This window comes from Citrobacter sp. 21OH12SH02A-Citro, from assembly GCF_027919895.1.
Taxonomy (GTDB): Bacteria; Pseudomonadota; Gammaproteobacteria; order Enterobacterales; family Enterobacteriaceae; genus Citrobacter; species Citrobacter braakii.
This window is the reverse complement of record NZ_CP114801.1, coordinates 4,646,485-4,665,296: the sequence shown is the minus strand read 5'-3', so window position 1 is coordinate 4,665,296 and position 18,812 is coordinate 4,646,485. Positions and strand designations below refer to the sequence as shown.

15 protein-coding genes are annotated in these 18,812 nt (G+C 53.3%); 9 read left to right on the top strand and 6 right to left on the bottom strand.

What is annotated here, in order from left to right; all coding sequences use genetic code 11:
* The first annotated feature begins 51 nt into the window (after positions 1 to 51).
* On the top strand, positions 52 to 1,608 hold the full coding sequence (locus O6D90_RS22420) for a bifunctional metallophosphatase/5'-nucleotidase (RefSeq protein WP_016157922.1): 1,557 nt from the start codon (positions 52 to 54) through the stop codon (positions 1,606 to 1,608).
* 37 nt (positions 1,609 to 1,645) lie between these two features.
* Here O6D90_RS22420 and O6D90_RS22415 read toward each other — a convergent pair whose 3' ends face one another.
* The gene (locus O6D90_RS22415) at positions 1,646 to 2,023 is read right to left on the bottom strand and encodes a carboxymuconolactone decarboxylase family protein (RefSeq protein WP_016157923.1); all 378 of its coding nucleotides are present in this window, start codon (positions 2,021 to 2,023) and stop codon (positions 1,646 to 1,648) included.
* An 88-nt stretch (positions 2,024 to 2,111) separates the two neighbouring features.
* Between O6D90_RS22415 and O6D90_RS22410 the strand changes: the two genes are divergently transcribed.
* From O6D90_RS22410 to katG, 3 genes are all read left to right on the top strand, one after another.
* Positions 2,112 to 3,020, top strand: coding sequence for a LysR family transcriptional regulator (locus O6D90_RS22410; RefSeq protein ID WP_016157924.1), 909 nt, complete (start codon positions 2,112 to 2,114; stop codon positions 3,018 to 3,020).
* Between the two features lie 157 nt (positions 3,021 to 3,177).
* Positions 3,178 to 4,065 (top strand): methylenetetrahydrofolate reductase, encoded by an 888-nt coding sequence (gene metF, locus O6D90_RS22405; RefSeq protein ID WP_016155273.1) that lies wholly within the window; start codon positions 3,178 to 3,180, stop codon positions 4,063 to 4,065.
* A gap of 168 nt (positions 4,066 to 4,233) precedes the next feature.
* On the top strand, positions 4,234 to 6,414 hold the full coding sequence (gene katG, locus O6D90_RS22400; RefSeq protein WP_016155274.1) for a catalase/peroxidase HPI: 2,181 nt from the start codon (positions 4,234 to 4,236) through the stop codon (positions 6,412 to 6,414).
* Between the two features lie 85 nt (positions 6,415 to 6,499).
* Here the strand turns inward: katG and gldA are convergent, their stop codons facing one another.
* The 3 genes from gldA to ptsP are packed head-to-tail and all read right to left on the bottom strand — an operon-like array spanning position 6,500 to position 10,795.
* Entirely contained in the window at positions 6,500 to 7,603 is a 1,104-nt protein-coding gene (gene gldA / locus O6D90_RS22395) for a bifunctional L-1,2-propanediol dehydrogenase/glycerol dehydrogenase (RefSeq protein WP_016157925.1), read from the bottom strand.
* A 12-nt stretch (positions 7,604 to 7,615) separates the two neighbouring features.
* On the bottom strand, positions 7,616 to 8,278 hold the full coding sequence (gene fsa / locus O6D90_RS22390) for a fructose-6-phosphate aldolase (RefSeq protein WP_016157926.1): 663 nt from the start codon (positions 8,276 to 8,278) through the stop codon (positions 7,616 to 7,618).
* Between the two features lie 15 nt (positions 8,279 to 8,293).
* A complete protein-coding gene (ptsP, locus tag O6D90_RS22385) occupies positions 8,294 to 10,795 on the bottom strand; it encodes a phosphoenolpyruvate--protein phosphotransferase (RefSeq protein WP_088583170.1) in 2,502 nt (833 codons plus the stop codon).
* Positions 10,796 to 11,103: 308 nt separating this feature from the next.
* Here ptsP and O6D90_RS22380 point away from each other — a divergent pair, with 308 nt between their 5' ends.
* The 5 genes from O6D90_RS22380 to O6D90_RS22360 all read left to right on the top strand — a co-directional run bounded on the left by O6D90_RS22380 (position 11,104) and on the right by O6D90_RS22360 (position 16,121).
* Complete coding sequence (locus O6D90_RS22380; protein WP_003825153.1) at positions 11,104 to 12,183, top strand: PTS fructose transporter subunit EIIC; 1,080 nt, start codon at positions 11,104 to 11,106, stop codon at positions 12,181 to 12,183.
* Between the two features lie 14 nt (positions 12,184 to 12,197).
* Positions 12,198 to 12,518: a PTS fructose-like transporter subunit IIB gene (locus O6D90_RS22375; RefSeq protein ID WP_016155279.1), complete on the top strand. Its 321-nt coding sequence runs from the start codon at positions 12,198 to 12,200 to the stop codon at positions 12,516 to 12,518.
* A gap of 103 nt (positions 12,519 to 12,621) precedes the next feature.
* On the top strand, positions 12,622 to 14,919 hold the full coding sequence (locus O6D90_RS22370; RefSeq protein ID WP_016157928.1) for a formate C-acetyltransferase: 2,298 nt from the start codon (positions 12,622 to 12,624) through the stop codon (positions 14,917 to 14,919).
* A complete protein-coding gene (locus O6D90_RS22365) occupies positions 14,885 to 15,763 on the top strand; it encodes a [formate-C-acetyltransferase]-activating enzyme (RefSeq protein WP_016157929.1) in 879 nt (292 codons plus the stop codon). Before O6D90_RS22370 ends, O6D90_RS22365 begins: the two co-directional genes overlap by 35 nt.
* 1 nt (position 15,764) lies before the next feature.
* Positions 15,765 to 16,121 carry a PTS fructose-like transporter subunit IIB gene (locus tag O6D90_RS22360; protein ID WP_016155282.1) on the top strand — a complete coding sequence of 119 codons (357 nt, stop codon included), beginning with the start codon at positions 15,765 to 15,767 and terminating at the stop codon, positions 16,119 to 16,121.
* Here the strand turns inward: O6D90_RS22360 and O6D90_RS22355 are convergent.
* The gene (locus O6D90_RS22355; protein ID WP_032932217.1) at positions 16,108 to 16,968 is read right to left on the bottom strand and encodes a helix-turn-helix transcriptional regulator; all 861 of its coding nucleotides are present in this window, start codon (positions 16,966 to 16,968) and stop codon (positions 16,108 to 16,110) included. The two genes, O6D90_RS22360 and O6D90_RS22355, sit on opposite strands and share 14 nt — an antisense overlap.
* 86 nt (positions 16,969 to 17,054) lie before the next feature.
* Positions 17,055 to 18,788, bottom strand: a complete 1,734-nt coding sequence (locus tag O6D90_RS22350; protein ID WP_016157931.1) for a phosphoethanolamine transferase CptA — start codon at positions 18,786 to 18,788, stop codon at positions 17,055 to 17,057.
* Positions 18,789 to 18,812: the final 24 nt, after the last annotated feature.

The following is an 18,812-nucleotide window of genomic DNA, read 5'->3' as shown; positions in this document are numbered from 1 at the left end:
CCTTTCAGAACGTAACGTAGCGAATCTTTATATGACTGAAAGGGATTGGTTATGAAGCTAAAAATGCTTGCTGTCGGTGTTCTGGTATCTTTACCGCTCTGGGCGAGTGCCAAAGATGTCACGATTATTTATACCAACGATCTCCATGCCCATGTCGAACCTTATAAAGTGCCATGGATTGCCAATGGCACACGAGATATTGGCGGTTGGGCCAATATCTCGGCGATGGTGAAGCAGGAGAAAGCGAAAAATAGCGCCACCTGGTTTTTGGATGCTGGCGACTATTTCACCGGGCCATATATCAGCAGCCTGACCAAGGGGAAGGCGATTATCGATATCATGAACACCATGAATTTTGACGCTGTCACCATGGGTAATCATGAATTCGATCACGGTTGGGACAATACGCTGCTGCAACTGAGCCAGGCAAAGTTTCCGATCGTGCAGGGCAACATCTTTTACCAAAACAGCAGCAAAATGTTCTGGGATAAGCCTTACACCATTATTGAAAAAGATGGCGTAAAGATAGGCGTGATTGGCCTGCACGGCGTGTTTGCTTTTGATGATACGGTTTCCGCTGCGACACGTGTCGGGATCGAGGCGCGGGATGAAGTGAAGTGGTTGCAACGCTATATCGATGAGCTGAAAGGCAAAGTCGATCTCACCGTGGCGCTGATCCATGAAGGCACGCCAGCGCGTCAGTCCAGTCTGGGGGGCACCGATGTACGCCGTGCGCTGGATAAAGACATCCAGACCGCAGGCCAGGTGCAGGGGTTGGACATCCTGATCACCGGTCATGCGCATGTGGGCACGCCGGAGCCGATTAAAGTAGGTAACACCCTGATTCTGTCTACCGACAGCGGCGGCATTGATGTGGGTAAACTGGTGCTGGATTACCAGCAAAAACCGCATCAATTTACCGTGAAGAACTTCGAGCTGAAAACCATTTTTGCTGATGAGTGGCAGCCAGACCCGCAGACGAAACAGGTCATTGATGGCTGGAATAAAAAGCTCGATAAAGTGGTGCAGCAGACGGTTGCCAACGCGCCGGTTGAGCTGACGCGTGCTTACGGTGAATCTTCTTCGCTGGGAAATCTGGCGGCAGATGCGTTGCTGGCTGCGGCGGGTAAAGATACCCAGTTAGCGCTCACTAACTCGGGCGGCATCCGGAATGAAATCCCTGCTGGAGTCATCACCATGGGCGCAGTCATTAGCACCTTCCCGTTCCCGAATGAGCTGGCAACCATGGATCTCACCGGGAAGCAGTTACGTAGCCTGATGGAGCACGGCGCGGGTTTAAGCAACGGTGTATTGCAGGTGTCCAAAGGACTGGAGATGAAGTATGACAGCAGTAAACCGGTTGGTCTGCGGGTTAGCGTATTGACGTTAAACGGCAAACCCATTGAGGATGCCACGGTTTATCACATTGCCACCAATAGCTTCCTGGCTGACGGCGGTGATGGTTTCACGACATTTACTGAAGGTAAAGCGCGTAACACATCCGGCGGTTACTATGTCTCTAATGCGGTCGTGGATTATTTCAAAGCGGGAAATACGCTGACGGATGAACAACTCAAAGGCATGCGTGTGGAAGATGTGAAACCGTAGTGAGGTCAGGCCAGCAGATATTCCGCTGGCCTTTGTTTTAACCTCTGTGGGAGGCAAACACCTCTTTTGCAGCGAACAGGCCGTTGAGTGCTGCCGGGAATCCCGCATAAACAGCCATCTGCATCATCACTTCAATAATCTCTTCCTGCGTTAAGCCAACGTGCAGCGCGGCGGCGATGTGTACCTTAAGCTGCGGTGCGGCGTTACCCATGGCGGTGAGCGCGGCGACGGTGGCAATTTCTCTACTGCGTAAATCCAGCCCCGGCCTTGAATAGATGTCGCCAAAAGGAAATTCAATCAGGTATTGGGCGAAGTCTGGCGCAATATCCTGCAGACTTTCGACTACCGCATCTCCGCCTTTTCCATCAACCTGTTGCAGCATTCTCTGACCGGTTAAATAGCGTTCTGAATCCATGATAATCACCTCGTGAGTTAGTGTATGGCATGAGGATAGAGCGTGCGGAATGATTGGGGTAATACCGTTTCCGTGATACCTTTTCGGTATGACAACTTCGCCTTTGCACTCTCTGGACATCCGCCTTCTACGCTATTTTTCCGTGGTGGCGGAAGAGAACAACATGAGTCGAGCGGCGCAGCGTTTATTTATGTCGCAGCCGCCGCTGAGTCGCCACATTCGCCAGCTTGAAGAGCGCCTGGGGGTGACGCTTTTTGTCCGTCATACCCGTGGACTTACGCTGACGGAGGACGGCCAGCGCGTCCTTGAAATCGTGCGCCCGCTATTGGCGTTACAGGATAAAACCTGGGCGGCGTTGAGTCAGATAGCGAAGACGGGAGAGCAATCTCTGCGCTTAGGGCTAAGTACAGCGTTTGAGCAGGGTGTTTTTGCGGCGCTTGAGTCGCAGCTTGCTACGCGTGTACAGAAGCTACATATTGTCCGTCATGGTTCGCCTGAACTGGCGCGTCAGGTGCGTCGGGGAAAACTGGATACAGCGCTGGTGGCGCTACCGCTTGAGAATTCGGGTCTTAGCGTCACGCCGCTCGGCTGGCAAGAATCGATGATCGCCGCCTTACCCGCGCTCTGGCCAGAGGCGGCTCTGCCTTCGCTCTCGTTAACGTCGCTGAACCAGCGACCGCTGTTCTGGTTCAAACGTGAACGTAACCCTGCTTTTTTTGATTACACTCGACACATTTTTCGTCGTGCCGGTTACTCTCCTACCCTTATTGAGGAGCCGATGGAACATGACGTGCTGCTGGCACGGATCGCGCAGGGTGACGGTCTGAGCCTGGTTCCGGCCTCCTTTTCCGCTATCCAGCGTCAGGGCGTGATCTTCCTTCCGCTTACTGATACAGAATTGCGGCTTAGCATGGGGTTAGCGACGCTGCCTGAGAACGTAACAAAAGTAGAGTGGCTACAGACGGTCGCGACGCAATCTCTCACCATTTCAAGCTGATGTGAATTTTTTTCACGTTGGCTGAGTATTCCTCACCTTTAACGATGATTTTTGTGTTGACGCCAGCATGCTTTTCCGTCATTTTTACATCTAGACGTCTAAACGTATAGCAGTTCACAACACAACATATAACGACAAAAGATTGATGAGGTAAGGTATGAGCTTTTTTCACGCCAACCAGCGGGAAGCCCTGAATCAGAGCCTGGCAGAAGTGCAGGGTCAGATTAACGTTTCGTTTGAGTTTTTCCCGCCGCGCACCAGTGAAATGGAGCAAACCCTGTGGAACTCCATCGATCGCCTGAGCAGCCTGAAGCCGAAGTTTGTATCAGTCACTTACGGTGCAAACTCTGGTGAGCGCGACCGTACGCATAGCATTATTAAAGGCATTAAGGATCGCACTGGTCTTGAAGCGGTCCCGCACCTGACATGCATTGATGCGACCCGTGATGAGCTGCGTACCATTGCTCAGGACTACTGGCATAACGGTATTCGTCATATTGTTGCCCTGCGCGGCGACCTGCCGCCGGGAAGCGGTAAACCGGATATGTATGCTTCCGACCTGGTGACTCTGCTGAAAGACGTTGCAGACTTCGATATCTCCGTTGCGGCTTACCCGGAAGTGCACCCGGAAGCGAAAAGCGCTCAGGCCGATTTGCTGAACCTGAAGCGTAAGGTTGATGCCGGTGCAAACCGCGCGATCACCCAGTTTTTCTTCGATGTAGAAAGCTATCTGCGCTTTCGCGATCGCTGCGTGTCTGCGGGAATCGATGTGGAAATTATTCCGGGCATCCTGCCGGTATCTAACTTTAAGCAGGCGAAAAAATTTGCTGACATGACCAACGTCCGCATTCCTGCGTGGATGTCGACCATGTTTGATGGTCTTGATGATGACGCGGAAACCCGCAAGCTGGTGGGCGCGAATATCGCCATGGATATGGTAAAAATTCTCAGTCGCGAAGGGGTGAAAGATTTTCACTTCTATACCCTCAATCGTGCCGAGATGAGCTACGCTATTTGTCACACACTGGGTGTAAGACCTAACTAAACAGATGCCCCAGCCCTCTACGGAGGGCTTTTTGTTGATCATTTTGATCTACATCTCTGTAACTTAAAATATAAAAGGAATTAGCTATCGAATCTGTGGGTTATTTCGACTATATCTTATCTCTGGTGGTGTATATCGTAGTCAGAACACTGTAAAGGGAGCATATAGATGAGCATGTCCGACGATAGCCAAAACGCATCAACTGCCGGTAAGTGTCCTTTTCATCAAGGCGGTCACGATCAGAGCGCGGGAGCAGGAACGAATAACCGCGACTGGTGGCCAAATCAACTCCGCGTTGATCTTTTAAACCAACATTCCAACCGTTCGAACCCGCTGGGTGAGGACTTCGACTACCGCAAAGAGTTTAGTAAACTCGACTATTCTGCCCTGAAAGGGGATCTCAGAGCCCTTCTGTCCGAATCTCAACCGTGGTGGCCCGCTGACTGGGGAACCTATGCCGGATTGTTTATCCGCATGGCATGGCACGGCGCGGGAACCTATCGCTCTATCGATGGACGCGGTGGAGCGGGTCGCGGACAGCAGCGTTTTGCACCACTGAACTCCTGGCCGGACAACGTCAGCCTTGATAAAGCACGTCGTCTGCTGTGGCCAATCAAGCAGAAATATGGTCAGAAAATTTCCTGGGCCGACCTGTTTATCCTCGCGGGTAACGTGGCGCTGGAAAACTCAGGTTTCCGTACCTTTGGCTTTGGTGCCGGTCGTGAAGATGTCTGGGAACCGGATCTCGACGTAAACTGGGGTGATGAAAAAGCCTGGCTGACTCACCGTCACCCGGAAGAGCTGGCAAAAGCGCCGCTGGGCGCCACCGAAATGGGCCTTATTTATGTGAACCCGGAAGGGCCGGACCATAGCGGCGAACCGCTTTCTGCGGCAGCGGCTATTCGCGCGACCTTCGGTAACATGGGGATGAACGACGAAGAAACCGTGGCGCTGATTGGCGGCGGTCATACGTTGGGCAAAACCCACGGCGCAGCAGCGGCATCGCACGTTGGCGCCGATCCAGAATCCGCACCGATTGAAGCGCAGGGCCTGGGTTGGGCCAGCAGCTACGGTAGTGGCGCGGGCGCGGATGCAATTACTTCCGGTCTGGAAGTGGTGTGGACGCAGACGCCTACCCAATGGAGCAACTATTTCTTCGAAAACCTGTTCAAATATGAGTGGGTGCAGACTCGCAGTCCGGCAGGCGCGATTCAGTTTGAAGCGGTTGACGCGCCAGAAATTATTCCCGATCCGTTTGATCCGTCGAAAAAACGCAAGCCGACGATGCTGGTTACCGACCTGACGCTGCGTTTCGATCCTGAGTTCGAAAAGATCTCTCGCCGTTTCCTGAACGATCCGCAAGCGTTCAACGAAGCGTTTGCCCGTGCGTGGTTTAAACTGACGCACCGCGATATGGGGCCAAAATCGCGTTACATTGGACCGGAAGTGCCAAAAGAAGATCTGATTTGGCAAGACCCGCTGCCGCATGCGTTCTTCAACCCAAGCGAAGAAGATATCCTGAAGCTGAAGGCGACCATCGCTGCTTCCGGACTGTCCGTGGGCGAACTGGTATCGGTAGCGTGGGCTTCGGCATCGACTTTCCGTGGCGGGGATAAACGTGGCGGCGCTAACGGTGCGCGTCTGGCGCTGGACCCACAACGCGGCTGGGATGTGAATGCCACTGCGGCACGCGTTCTGCCTGTGCTGGAAGGTATTTATAAGTCTGCTCATACTGCCTCGTTGGCCGATATTATCGTGCTGGCCGGTGTTGTCGGTATCGAGCAGGCGGCTAGCGCTGCGGGTGTCAGCATCAAGGTACCTTTTGCGCCGGGTCGTGTGGATGCGCGTCAGGATCAAACGGATATTGAGATGTTTGAACTGCTTGAGCCGATTGCCGATGGTTTCCGTAACTACCGCGCTCGTCCTGACGTGTCGACCACCGAGTCGCTGCTGATCGACAAAGCGCAGCAGTTGACGCTAACCGCACCGGAAATGACCGTGCTGGTGGGCGGTATGCGCGTACTGGGCACCAACTTTGATGGTAGCCAGCACGGCGTCTTTACCGATCGCCCTGGCGTACTCAGCACTGACTTCTTCGTCAATCTGCTGGATATGCGTCATGAGTGGAAGGCGGTTGATGAGTCACAAGAGCTGTTTGAAGGTCGTGACCGTTCGAGCGGCGAAGTAAAATACACCGCAACTCGCGCCGATCTGGTGTTTGGTTCTAACTCTGTACTGCGCGCAGTGGCTGAAGTTTATGCCTGCAGCGATGCTCACGAGAAGTTCGTGAGAGATTTCGTTGCCGCATGGGTGAAAGTGATGAACCTGGATCGTTTCGATCTGCTGTAACAGACCATGCCGGATGTCGCTTGCGCGGGTCCGGCATAGTATGAACAAAAAAATCCCCGCAATTGCGGGGATTTTTATTGGCCGGTTATTCCCACTCTTGCAGGTAACGTTGACCGTACTGGTCAGCCACCAGCAGGGCGGCATACACCTGGTCCGGCGTTGCGCCGCCAGGCATGTTGTGGATGGTTTCGCCTTCGGCACAGGCAGCTACAGCCACAATGCGCATTTTCGCCGGAATATCCTGTTTGATGTCCAGTTGCGCCAGGGTAATCGGCAGGCCAACGGAATGACACAGCGCGGCAACAGTTTCAATTTCATCGATCGGCGCGTTTTCCAGTACCAGTTGCGTCAGCGTGCCGAAAGCCACTTTCTCGCCGTGGTAATAGTGATGCGCATCCGGGATTGCTGTCAGACCGTTATGGATGGCGTGCGCCGCTGCCAGACCGCCGCTTTCAAAACCGACGCCGCTCAGATAGGTGTTGGCTTCAATAACGCGCTCCAGCGCAGGCGTTACCACGTGCTGCTCGGCAGCCAGCATAGCTTTTTCACCTTCTTCTATCAGCGTATTAAAGCACAGCTCAGCCAGCGCCAGCGCCGCCTGAGTGCACTGACCGCCCGCCATGGTGGTTGCGCCGCTGCGTGAACAGGCGCGCGCTTCGAACCAGGTCGCCAACGCATCGCCGATGCCCGCGGCTAACAGACGCGCCGGTGCGCCCGCGACAATTTTGGTATCAACAATGACCCTGTCCGGGTTATTGGGCAGCAGCAAATAGCGATCGAATTCACCGGCATCGGTGTAAATAACGGACAGCGCGCTGCACGGTGCATCGGTAGAGGCGATGGTTGGCGCAATGGCGACAGGCACGCCCATAAAGTGCGCCAGCGCTTTGGCGGTATCCAGCGTTTTACCGCCGCCAATACCAAGTACTGCGCCACATTGCGCTTTTTCTGCCACGCCGCGCAGACGGTCGATTTCGTTTTGTGAACACTCGCCGCCAAACGGTGCAATCTCCAGCGCCAGTCCGGCATCCTGGAAGCTTTTTTCCAGTGCGCCCTGGGCAAAGCCTAAGACAAACTTGTCCCCAACGACCAGCCAGCGCTCTGCCAGTGGTTTGAGGTAGTTGCCAAGACGGGTAATAACATCGGCACCCTGGATGTACTTACCAGGTGATTGAATAATGCGATCCATACTTTATTTCCCTCACAGGTTGATGTGACCAAATGTATTGTTCCAGTCATGTTCAAACTTCTCTATTGCTGACTCTACCGCAGGGGTATTGAGCATTTGTTGCGCTACGTCTAATGGCAGGGTGATTGCTTCGCATCCTGCCAGTAAGCAATCCAGCGCCTGACGAGGGGTTTTAAAGCTGGCTGCCAGTACCATGCTGTTGGGCGCATGCAGTTCCAGTAACGTTTGCAGTTCTTGTACCGTGCGAATTCCGTCGCCGCCCTGCGCGTCAATACGGTTAACGTAAGGCGCGATATATTTCGCCCCCGCCAGCGCTGCCAGCAGCCCCTGAGAGGCACTGTACACGGCGGTTCCCAGCGTGGTGATACCCTCTTTTTTCAGCATCTTGATCGCGGCCAGACCTTCGGATGTCACCGGGATTTTTACCACCAGACCGGGGACCGCGTTGCTCAGACGTTTGGCTTCCTCCACCATGCCTTGTGCGTTGCGGCTCATGGTTTGGGCAAATAGAATGCCCTCTTCGCCAATGGCGTTTTGCAGGCGCGGCAGCACATCCCAGATGGATTCTTTGTTTGCTGCCACAATGCTTGGGTTGGTGGTGACACCCGCGATTGGGAAGATGCGTGCCAGACGTTCGACTTCCGCGACGTTGGCGGTATCAAGGTAAAGTTCCATACAAAAACACCCTCTTTAAAGTTCAAGTTCATGTTGCAGCAGGCTGGCGATAGCGTCGGCAGAGGCGGCGTTAACCAGCGCGTTACGGAATTCTTCATGCATAATGCGCCGTGCCAGACGCGAGAAAATACGCATATGCTGGTCGCCAGCGGCGTGTTTGTTGAGCGTCAGCATAATAATGAATTGCGCATCATCATCACCCCAACGTACCGGCGCTTGCAGGCGCGCTACGCTGATAGTGGACTGCTCAATATGTTCTGATTTGCTGTGTGGAATGGCGAAGCTAAAACCTAATCCGGTAGAGAAGACCGCTTCGCGCGCCCACAGATCGGCTTCCAGTTTACGCGGATAGCGGCAACGACCTGCCAGCAGGAGGTTGTCGGTCATCCCTTTGATGACCTCCTCTTTACTACGCCAGTCGCTATCCAGCGTGATGCACTCGGCGGTAACCAGAGGGGTATCCTGTTGAGTCATGCGGAACTGAGCCAGCAGATGTTCGACCTCCAGCGACGTTCGACACGCCATTGCTTGATTCAGCAACTGACGGCAGGCGCGGCTGTCAAGTTGCGCCATCCGCGCTTTGGCGGCGGGAATGGAGGGAGCGCTCATGCTGATCTCGTCCAGACCCAGTCCCACAAGCAGCGGTAGCACTGAACCTTTAGCGCCAAGTTCGCCGCACAGGCCAATCCATTTCCCCTGACGATGTACCGCCTGTACGGCGTAATCCAGTGCACGCAAGAAGGCTGGATTCAGGCTGTTGTAATGGCGGGTAACTTTGGCGTTGTCGCGGTCGACCGCCAGCAGGTATTGCGTCAGGTCATTACTGCCAATACTAAAGAAATCAATTTCTTCGCAGCATTGATCGATGATGAACATCACCGACGGAACCTCCAGCATGATACCGAGCGGGATCTTCTCATCAAACGGGATGTGTTCAGTGCGCAGTTGCTGTTTGGCTTCGGCCAGCTTCTCTTTGACCCACAGGATCTCTTCCATAGAGGAGATCATTGGGATCATGATTTTCAGGCTACCGTGCGCTGATGCGCGCAGGATCGATCGCAGTTGTGTGGTAAACAAAGCGGCGTATTCTTCATAGATACGCACCGCGCGATAACCAAGGAACGGGTTGGCTTCGGCAGGAATATTCAGGTAATCAACGGGTTTATCACCACCGATATCCATGGTGCGCACAATGATGCTGCGTCCCTGCGCGGGCTCCAGCGCCTGGCAGAAAATGTTGTATAGCTCGTTCTCATCCGGGGCGCAGGTACGGTCCATATACAGCATTTCCGTGCGAAACAGGCCAACCGCTTCCGCACCGTTGCCAAAGGCTGCTTGCGCTTCCACGGAATGGGCGATGTTGGCGGCGACTTCCATGCGGATGCCATCACCCGTGCGCGCCTCCTGGGTCAGCCAGATACGTTGTTGTTCTCGAATGGCATCCTGGATACGGGCTTCCTGCTGGTAGTAACGTACGACGGATTCATCAGGGGCAACAATGACCGCTCCTGCGTTACCATCGATATAAACCGTTTGCTGCAGCCATGGCATCAAGGATTCAATATCCACGCCAACCAGCGTAGGAATGTTGAATGACCGGGCGAGAATCACCGTGTGTGAAGTGGTACCGCCGCTTTTTAACAGCAAGCCTTTCAGCAATGTTTTGTCCAGTTCGAGGAACTGGCTCGGTGTGAGCTCGTCCGCCATACAGACCGTAGGCTGGGTTAGTTTTCCCGGCGCAGGGAAACGCTGCTCTCCATAAATTTGCTGCAGAAGCTGGAAGCAGACATCGCGCACATCCAGCGCACGTTCCTGTAAATAACTGCTGCTGGAGCGGGCGAATTCATCACAAAAATGTCCGGCACTTTCGACAATCGCCTGGGCGCAGCTTAACCCGCGAGATACTCCAGCGAGCAGGTGCTGACGCAGTGAGAGGTCGCTTGCCAGCGAGCGGTGTGCTTCCAGAATCGCACTGGTTGCGCCGTCGCTGTCGAGTAACCGAAACGCAATATTCTTCATCAGCAGCGTTAAGCCGTTATCCAGTGTCGCCTGCTCGGTTTCAATATCTTTAGCGGACGGGAGATTGTTAAGTGCGTTGAGATCCAGCGAAGAGAGCAGACTCAGAACGCCTCCCGCACTGCCACTGCAGACGGTGCGAGCGCGAAAAAGCTGTGGGTTTAGATTGGTGAGGGATGCAGGAAGTGGCTCCAGCTCGTTGCTTTTGGCTTCCGCTAGCGGTGCATCGCAGTGTGGAAATTCATTACGTAACCATTGGGTTAAATGCTGGTGGGCTGCCTGTTCATCTGCACCGGAAATCAGCAACTGGCAGCTATCACCCGCCAGAGTATCGGTGCCAATCAGTGCCAATGCGCTCTTGGCGTTACCCCTACGTTCGGTACGCAGGTTGTGCCACTCAATGTGCGAAGTAAAGGTGTTGCACTGCGTTTCTATGTGACTTGCCGGGCGCGCATGTACGCCATTGGGCAGCTCACAGGTAAATTCCACAATCAGGGCCATAGCCTCATCTCCCATAACGATTTCTCGCTACAGGATAAAAGGGCAACGCCTGAACCTGCCATCTGACAAATCTGCCAAAAACTGGATAAATGTAATGTAACCATCAAAGTGAGATATCCCTCACAAGTCAGCATGTCCTCTATAAATTCCGAGAAACTACAAGTTATGAGGCGGATCGCATTTTTGCGCTGACATTACAAAAGTCCAGCAAATGGCCTTTTTATCCACTGTTTGCGCCGCGTCGGATTGCCTATTGTTTTCCGCAACAAGTTTATGGATATGGGCTTTAGGCAGCCTGGGAGCGACTTATGAAAGAGTTGGTACAAATCCTGAAAAATACCCGTCAGCACCTGATGACAGGTGTTTCGCATATGATCCCCTTCGTAGTCGCGGGTGGAATTTTGCTGGCGGTCTCCGTCATGTTGTATGGCAAGGGCGCGGTACCGGATGCGGCGACCGATCCTAATCTCAAGAAACTGTTTGATATTGGCGTCGCAGGGCTGACGTTGATGGTGCCATTCCTTGCCGCTTACATTGGTTATTCCATTGCTGAACGTTCTGCTCTCGCCCCTTGTGCGATTGGCGCATGGGTGGGAAACAGCTTCGGCGCAGGTTTTTTCGGCGCGCTAATTGCCGGGATTATTGGCGGTATCGTCGTCCATTATCTGAAGAAGATCCCCGTACATAAGGTGTTGCGATCGGTAATGCCTATCTTCGTTATTCCTATTGTCGGCACCTTTATCACCGCAGGCATCATGATGTGGGGCCTGGGAGAACCCGTTGGCGCGTTAACCACTAGCCTGACCGAGTGGCTGCAGGGTATGCAGCAGGGCAGCATCGTGCTGCTGGCGGTAATTATGGGACTGATGTTGGCCTTCGATATGGGTGGGCCGATTAACAAAGTTGCCTACGCCTTCATGCTGATTTGCGTGGCGCAGGGTGTTTATACCGTGGTGGCAATCGCCGCGGTAGGGATCTGCGTGCCGCCGCTGGGCTTAGGTTTGGCGACGCTGATTGGTCGTAAGAATTTCTCTTCTGAAGAACGTGAAGCCGGTAAAGCCGCGCTGGTGATGGGCTGCGTTGGCGTAACGGAAGGCGCAATTCCTTTTGCTGCCGCCGATCCGCTGCGCGTTATCCCATCCATTATGGTGGGTTCGGCCTGCGGCACGGTAACCGCCGCGCTGTTTGGTGCGCAGTGTTATGCCGGCTGGGGCGGGCTGATTGTTCTGCCGGTCGTGGAAGGAAAATTGGGTTATATCGCGGCGGTTGCCGTAGGGGCTGTAGTGACCGCAGTGTGCGTTAACGTACTGAAAAGTCTGGCGCGGAAAAAAGTGTCTCAGGTCGACCAGAAAGAAGACGACCTGGATTTAGATTTTGAAATGAATTAAGTGAGGAATGAGTCATGACCAAGATTATCGCAGTAACTGCATGTCCTTCTGGCGTTGCCCACACCTATATGGCCGCCGAAGCGCTGGAAAGCGCCGCTAAAGCCAAGGGGTGGGAAGTAAAGGTTGAGACTCAGGGGTCGATCGGTCTGGAAAACGAACTGACCGCGGCGGATGTGGCAGAAGCCGACATGGTGATTCTGACCAAAGACATTGGTATTAAGTTTGAAGAGCGTTTTGCGGGCAAAACTATCGTTCGTGTCAACATCAGCGATGCAGTGAAACGTGCCGACGCCATCATGAACAAGATTGGCGCACACCTTGCGCAAACCGCATAACGGTTTGTTTGCCGGAGGGGGGGGGCGACTTATCCGGCCTACTGATACGTAGGCCAGATAACCACAGCGCCATCTGGCATCAGTTTTTCTACAGGAGTTCCTCATGACTAACCGTATCCAACGTTTAAAAAACGCTCTGTTTCAGAATAACCGCGAAATTTCGCTTGAGCGTGCGCTGCTATATACCGCCAGCCACCAGCAGACGGAGGGAGAGCCGGTTATTCTGCGGCGGGCGAAAGCCACCGCATATATTCTTGAGCACGTTGAAATATCGATTCGTGATGAGGAACTGATAGCCGGGAACCGTACCGTTAAACCGCGGGCGGGCATAATGTCACCGGAAATGGATCCTTACTGGCTGCTCAACGAGCTGGAGCAGTTTCCAACCCGTCCGCAGGACCGTTTTGACATCAGCGAAGAGGATAAACATCTCTATCGCGATGTGCTGTATCCGTACTGGGAAAAGCGGTCGATGAAAGATTTCATCAACGGTCAGATGACCGATGAGGTAAAAGCCGCTGTCCGTACGCAGATTTTTAGCGTTAACCAGACGGATAAAGGTCAGGGGCATATCATTATTGATTATCCACGCCTGTTGAATCTCGGGCTTGGCGAACTGGTAGCGCAGATGCGGGCGCATTGTCTGCAGCAGCCGGATAACCACTTTTATCAGGCTGCTCTGTTGCTGCTTGAGGCTTCGCAAAGCCACATTCTGCGTTACGCCCTGCTGGCAGAACAAATGGCGGAAAACTGCCCGGATGCGCAGCGACGTCAGGAATTGCTGACGATTGCGGAAAACTCCCGGCATAACGCCCAGCATAAGCCGCAAACCTTCTGGCAAGCATGTCAGCTGTTCTGGTACATGAACATTATTTTGCAATATGAGTCCAACGCCAGTTCGCTCTCACTCGGACGCTTCGACCAGTATATGCTGCCGTTTTATCAGACCTCGCTGACGCAGGGGGAAGATCCTGCACTCTTAAAAGAAATCCTCGAATCGCTATGGGTGAAATGCAATGACATTGTACTGCTGCGATCCACAAGCAGCGCGCGCTATTTCGCTGGCTTCCCAACGGGTTACACCGCACTGCTTGGGGGATTAACGGAGAATGGTCGTAGTGCGGTAAACGTACTGTCGTTTCTCTGTCTTGATGCTTATCAGAGCGTACAACTGCCGCAACCAAATCTCGGTGTGCGCACGAACGCGTTGATCGATACGCCGTTCCTGATGAAAACGGCACAGACCATTCGCCTCGGGACCGGCATCCCGCAAATCTTTAATGATGAAGTGGTGGTGCCCGCATTTCTTAACCGTGGCGTCTCGCTGGAAGATGCGCGAGATTACGCGGTAGTCGGCTGTGTCGAGCTGTCTATTCCTGGCAGAACATACGGTTTGCACGACATCGCCATGTTTAATCTGCTGAAAGTAATGGAAATCTGCCTGCATGAGAACGAAGGCAATCGCGCGCTGACGTACGAAGACCTGTTGAAGCATATTCGTGCCAAAATCAGCCACTACATTACGTTGATGGTCGAAGGCAGTAATATCTGCGATATCGGTCATCGCGACTGGGCGCCGGTGCCGCTGCTCTCCTCGTTTATTAGCGATTGCCTGGATAAAGGGTGTGATATTACCGACGGCGGCGCGCGTTATAACTTCTCAGGCGTACAGGGGATCGGCATTGCGAACCTGAGCGATTCGCTGCATGCGCTCAATGGACTGGTATTTGAACAACAGCGCTTAACTTTTGACGAACTTTTGTCGGTGCTAAAAGACAACTTTGCTACCCCGGAAGGCGAGAAAATTCGCGCCAGGCTGATTAACCGCTTCGAAAAATACGGCAACGATATTGATGATGTAGATAACATCAGCGCCGAACTGCTGCGTCATTACTGCAAAGAGGTAGAGAAATACCAGAATCCACGCGGCGGGCAATTTACGCCGGGTTCATATACTGTCTCTGCGCACGTGCCGCTGGGTTCGGTCGTTGGAGCGACACCGGATGGTCGCTTCGCCGGGGAACAGTTGGCGGACGGGGGGCTGTCGCCGATGCTGGGGCAGGATATGCAAGGGCCGACGGCGGTATTGAAATCGGTCAGCAAGCTGGATAACACATTGCTTTCCAATGGGACTTTGCTGAACGTGAAGTTTACGCCAGCCACACTGGAAGGTGAGGCTGGTTTACGCAAGCTGGCGGATTTTCTGCGGGCATTTACCCAGCTCAAGCTCCAGCACATCCAGTTTAACGTGGTGAATGCCGACACATTGCGAGAAGCGCAGCAGCGCCCACAAGATTTCGCCGGGCTGGTGGTGCGCGTGGCGGGTTACAGCGCCTTCTTTGTCGAGCTGTCGAAGGAGATCCAGGATGACATCATTCGCCGCACCGCGCATCAGCTGTGAGGTTATTGACCCACGTGGCGAGGACGTCGCGCGTATATTTAATATTCAGCGTTACTCACTGAATGATGGACGGGGTATTCGTACGGTAGTCTTTTTTAAAGGTTGTCCGCATACCTGCCCGTGGTGCGCCAACCCTGAATCTCTCTCCCCACGTATTGAAACAGTACGGCGGGAGAGTAAATGCCTGCACTGTACACCCTGTCTACGTGATGCTGATGAGTGTCCCTCCGGGGCGTTTGAACGTATCGGTCGTGATATCTCGCTGGACGAGCTGGAACGTGAAGTGATGAAAGATGATATTTTCTTTCGCACCTCTGGCGGGGGGGTGACGCTTTCCGGTGGTGAAGTGCTGATGCAAGCGCCCTTTGCCGTACGATTCCTGCAACGTCTGCGGCGCTGGGATGTTCGCTGCGCGATTGAAACGGCTGGCGATGCGCCAGCCAGTCGTTTGTTATCGCTGGCAAGAGAGTGCGATGAGGTGCTGTTTGACCTCAAAATTATGGATGTCCATTTGGCGCGTGAGACCATTAATATGAACCTGCCGCGCGTGCTGGCGAATTTACGACTAATGGTCGCTGAAGGAATTAATGTCATACCTCGCCTGCCGCTGATTCCGGGCTTTACGATGAATGTAGAGAACACGCAGCAGGCGTTGACGCTGTTGTCATCATTGGGCATAAAGCAGGTGCACCTGCTACCGTTTCATCAATATGGCGAACCGAAATACAACCTGCTCGGATTACCCTGGTCGATGAAAGAAGTGCCCGTCCCGTCGGCGCAAGAGATAGGTTTTATACGTAAGATGGCAGAATGCGCCGGATTTCAGGTAACAGTAGGAGGATAGTATGGCCATCGCACCTGTACGATATCTGGTTGCTGTCACCGCGTGCGTAAGCGGCGTGGCCCATACTTATATGGCTGCTGAACGGCTGGAGAAACTCTGCCAGCAGGAGAAATGGAGCATCAAGATTGAAACTCAGGGCGCGTTGGGTACCGAAAATCGCCTGACGGAAGAGGATATTAACCGTGCTGATGCGGTGTTGCTCATTACCGATATTGAACTGGCAGGAGCAGAGCGATTTACGCAGAGCCGATACGTCCAGTCGGGCATTAGCGCATTTCTGCGTGAGCCGCAGCGGGTGATGAGCGCCGTGCGAAAGCTGCTTTCTGCACCACAGCACACACATCTTACTTTGGATTAGCTTTTATCTCCGTCAGCTGGCTGTGGTATTGCCGACGATATTCTGACGGCGAACGTTCGGTATTTTTGCGAAACAGGCGGCAGAAATAGTTGCTGTCAACAAACCCACAGGTATGCGCCACTTCTTTGATCTTCAGCTCATAACCCTTCAGCAGCGTTTTCGCGTGTTCCAGTCGCGTGTGATTCAGGTATTCGTTAAACCCGATAGCGCCCGTTTTTTGAAACAGGTGGGAGAGGTAATTGGGTGAGATGTAAAACGCCTGCGCGACGGATTCTCGGGTGAGCGGCGAAGCGTAGCGTTCATCAATATAGTCGCGAATGGCTTCGAAAAGCGCCTGACTACGTGATGCGGTCTGGATCTGGCTGCCCAGCAGATCGCGACAGTGGCTCAGTAAGCTCGCAACGATTAGCCTGGCGGTTTGTTGCTCCTGCGGTTGCATCTGCATTTCATTGAGCGTTTGCAGCAGGAAAGAGCCAATTCGTGGCCCACGCCGCGCGACGTGCTGGCGGGTAAGATTATGATATTGCTTGCCGTCCCACTGGACGATGCTGAAACCCAGTTGCTGTTTGCCGAACAGAATGCTGAGCGTGGTGACCGGTGTGAGCCACTGCGGAAAGTTCCAGCTGCCAGCCGGAACGAATAGCACATCGCAAGGCAGTAACGTCGCGGATGCGCCAGTAACTCCGTTATCGATGAACTCACCTTCCAGCACAATTTCCAGCCGGGGAAAATCGACCTGATACGCCAGCTCCGGCGTTGAGCTACTGGCGCTGGCAAAATAAACCTGGCGCAGCGGCGTGGGGCCGTTAATCAGGCGGGAGAGAAGATGGCTGACGTCGTGATACATGTTAATCCCTTGCAGGCAGCAGACAGGGGAAACAGTAACCGCCATCATAAAAAAAGGCCACTCTTTAAGAGTGGCCGATACGAGTATTACTGATTACCGATTTGATCGCCGTACGGCAGGCTATCGTAATCAATCAGGGCATTCTTTTTGTACGGATTGCCAATCCAGCGGGTCGTCTCTTTGAACTGCGGGCTGGTAATGGATCGGGTCGGATCGAAACCGTCGTAGGTGAATCCCGCTAAATCAGACCAGGTGTGGATAAGCTCTGAACTGCTGTATTTACGATTCACATCCTGTGAGAAGTCACGCGGGTGTGCAGCCTGCCATTTTTCAGAGGTCCACAGCAGGAACGGTACCGTATACATATGGCGCGTCGGGTTGTCTTCATTACGACCCTGCGTTTTATGCGGTGGCGTATCGTATACCTCCTCCCCGTGATCGGAGAAGTAGAGCAGGAAGCCGTTCGGATCGGTCGCTTTATAGTCTTTGATCAGACTCGCAATGATATGGTCATTGTAGGCATTCGCGCTGTCGTAATCGTTGTATGCTTCCAGCTCATCATCATCCAGGCCGGGGGGAACGTTGTCGACATTGTTATCGAATTTACCCTGACCATCCGGATAGCGGAATTTGTACTTAATATGCGTACCCAGCAGGTGCACGATGATGAACTTTTTCGGTGCCGGGTCGGCCAATACTTCTTTAAATGGCGCCAGCACGTTGCTGTCATATTCGCGCGCACTTTGCGTACGCTGCTGATTCATATAAAACTGCTTATCCGTCTGCTTAGAGAACACGGTCAGCATGGTGTTGCGAGCCGTCATCGTCTGCTGATTGGTGATCCAGAAGGTTTTATAACCTGCCTGTTTCATCATATTCATCAGAGACGGTTGAGTCAGGTACAGGTCCGGATTCTTCTCGTTGGCGAAGGTCAGCGCCTGCTGCAGGATTTCAATGGTGTACGGACGTGAGGTCACGACATTATTGAATACGGTGAAGTTAGGATCGGATTTATGCAATGCATCCAGTTCTGGCGTCGTTTCGCGCGGGTAACCATACAGGCTCATGCGACCACGCTGCGTTGACTCGCCAATGACCAGCACCAGCGTACGTGGGGCATCGCCGGAGTTATCTTTGAAGTTAGCCAGCGGCGGCAGGGCATTGTTCTCATTCAGCAGGCTATTGAGTGAGGTCAACTGCTGACGGTACTGATAATACCCGGAGATGAATTGCCACGGTGCGGCGGGCTCCATACGTGAGGCGAGACCATTCAACGTTTTTTCAAACGGCTTGTGTTTGATGAAAGTGTTAACGGCTATCGGATGCAGAATCAAACCGTATAACAACGCAAACGACACCAGATAGCGCCAGGGCGATGGAATATGAACAGGGCGCAGACGCGTCCACAGCAGAATAGCGATAGCCGTATAGGCCAGGGCGATAAGAACAATTTTTAGGCTGAAATACTGGCTGAGATATTCGCTGGCTTCGTTCGCATTGGTTTCAAACATCACATACAGAACGCTTTGCGAGAACTCTTGTCCGTAGATGACGTAATAGCTCAGAGCAGCCAGCGAGGCCGCCCATAGCACCATGCCAATGACGGCAGCAATAATACGGATACGGTTTGGAAATAAAAATACCGGGATTAACCACAGCGAACTGAATAGCAAGGAGTCGCGTAATCCATTAGTTCCGCTATATCCGGTTAAACAAATAACGACCTGGAGTAAAGTGGAAAAAAACCAAAAATAGAGGAGCGCCCAACCCAGGGCTTTCCAGCTAAATTTAGGTTTAGACTGGAGTTGTAAGGATTGCATAATGTGAGCCTGTCTTTAATCGTA

Bases quoted from the DNA above. Each gene is read 5' to 3' on its own strand.
- gldA (WP_016157925.1), bottom strand. From the start codon at position 7,603: ATGGATCGCATTATTCAATCACCTGGTAAGTACATCCAGGGTGCCGAT.
- katG (WP_016155274.1), top strand. From the start codon at position 4,234: ATGAGCATGTCCGACGATAGCCAAAACGCATCAACTGCCGGTAAGTGT.
- O6D90_RS22410 (WP_016157924.1), top strand. From the start codon at position 2,112: ATGACAACTTCGCCTTTGCACTCTCTGGACATCCGCCTTCTACGCTAT.
- O6D90_RS22350 (WP_016157931.1), bottom strand. From the start codon at position 18,788: ATGCAATCCTTACAACTCCAGTCTAAACCTAAATTTAGCTGGAAAGCC.
- metF (WP_016155273.1), top strand. From the start codon at position 3,178: ATGAGCTTTTTTCACGCCAACCAGCGGGAAGCCCTGAATCAGAGCCTG.
- O6D90_RS22420 (WP_016157922.1), top strand. From the start codon at position 52: ATGAAGCTAAAAATGCTTGCTGTCGGTGTTCTGGTATCTTTACCGCTC.
- fsa (WP_016157926.1), bottom strand. From the start codon at position 8,278: ATGGAACTTTACCTTGATACCGCCAACGTCGCGGAAGTCGAACGTCTG.
- O6D90_RS22375 (WP_016155279.1), top strand. From the start codon at position 12,198: ATGACCAAGATTATCGCAGTAACTGCATGTCCTTCTGGCGTTGCCCAC.
- O6D90_RS22365 (WP_016157929.1), top strand. From the start codon at position 14,885: ATGACATCATTCGCCGCACCGCGCATCAGCTGTGAGGTTATTGACCCA.
- O6D90_RS22370 (WP_016157928.1), top strand. From the start codon at position 12,622: ATGACTAACCGTATCCAACGTTTAAAAAACGCTCTGTTTCAGAATAAC.
- O6D90_RS22360 (WP_016155282.1), top strand. From the start codon at position 15,765: ATGGCCATCGCACCTGTACGATATCTGGTTGCTGTCACCGCGTGCGTA.
- O6D90_RS22355 (WP_032932217.1), bottom strand. From the start codon at position 16,968: ATGTATCACGACGTCAGCCATCTTCTCTCCCGCCTGATTAACGGCCCC.
- ptsP (WP_088583170.1), bottom strand. From the start codon at position 10,795: ATGGCCCTGATTGTGGAATTTACCTGTGAGCTGCCCAATGGCGTACAT.
- O6D90_RS22380 (WP_003825153.1), top strand. From the start codon at position 11,104: ATGAAAGAGTTGGTACAAATCCTGAAAAATACCCGTCAGCACCTGATG.
- O6D90_RS22415 (WP_016157923.1), bottom strand. From the start codon at position 2,023: ATGGATTCAGAACGCTATTTAACCGGTCAGAGAATGCTGCAACAGGTT.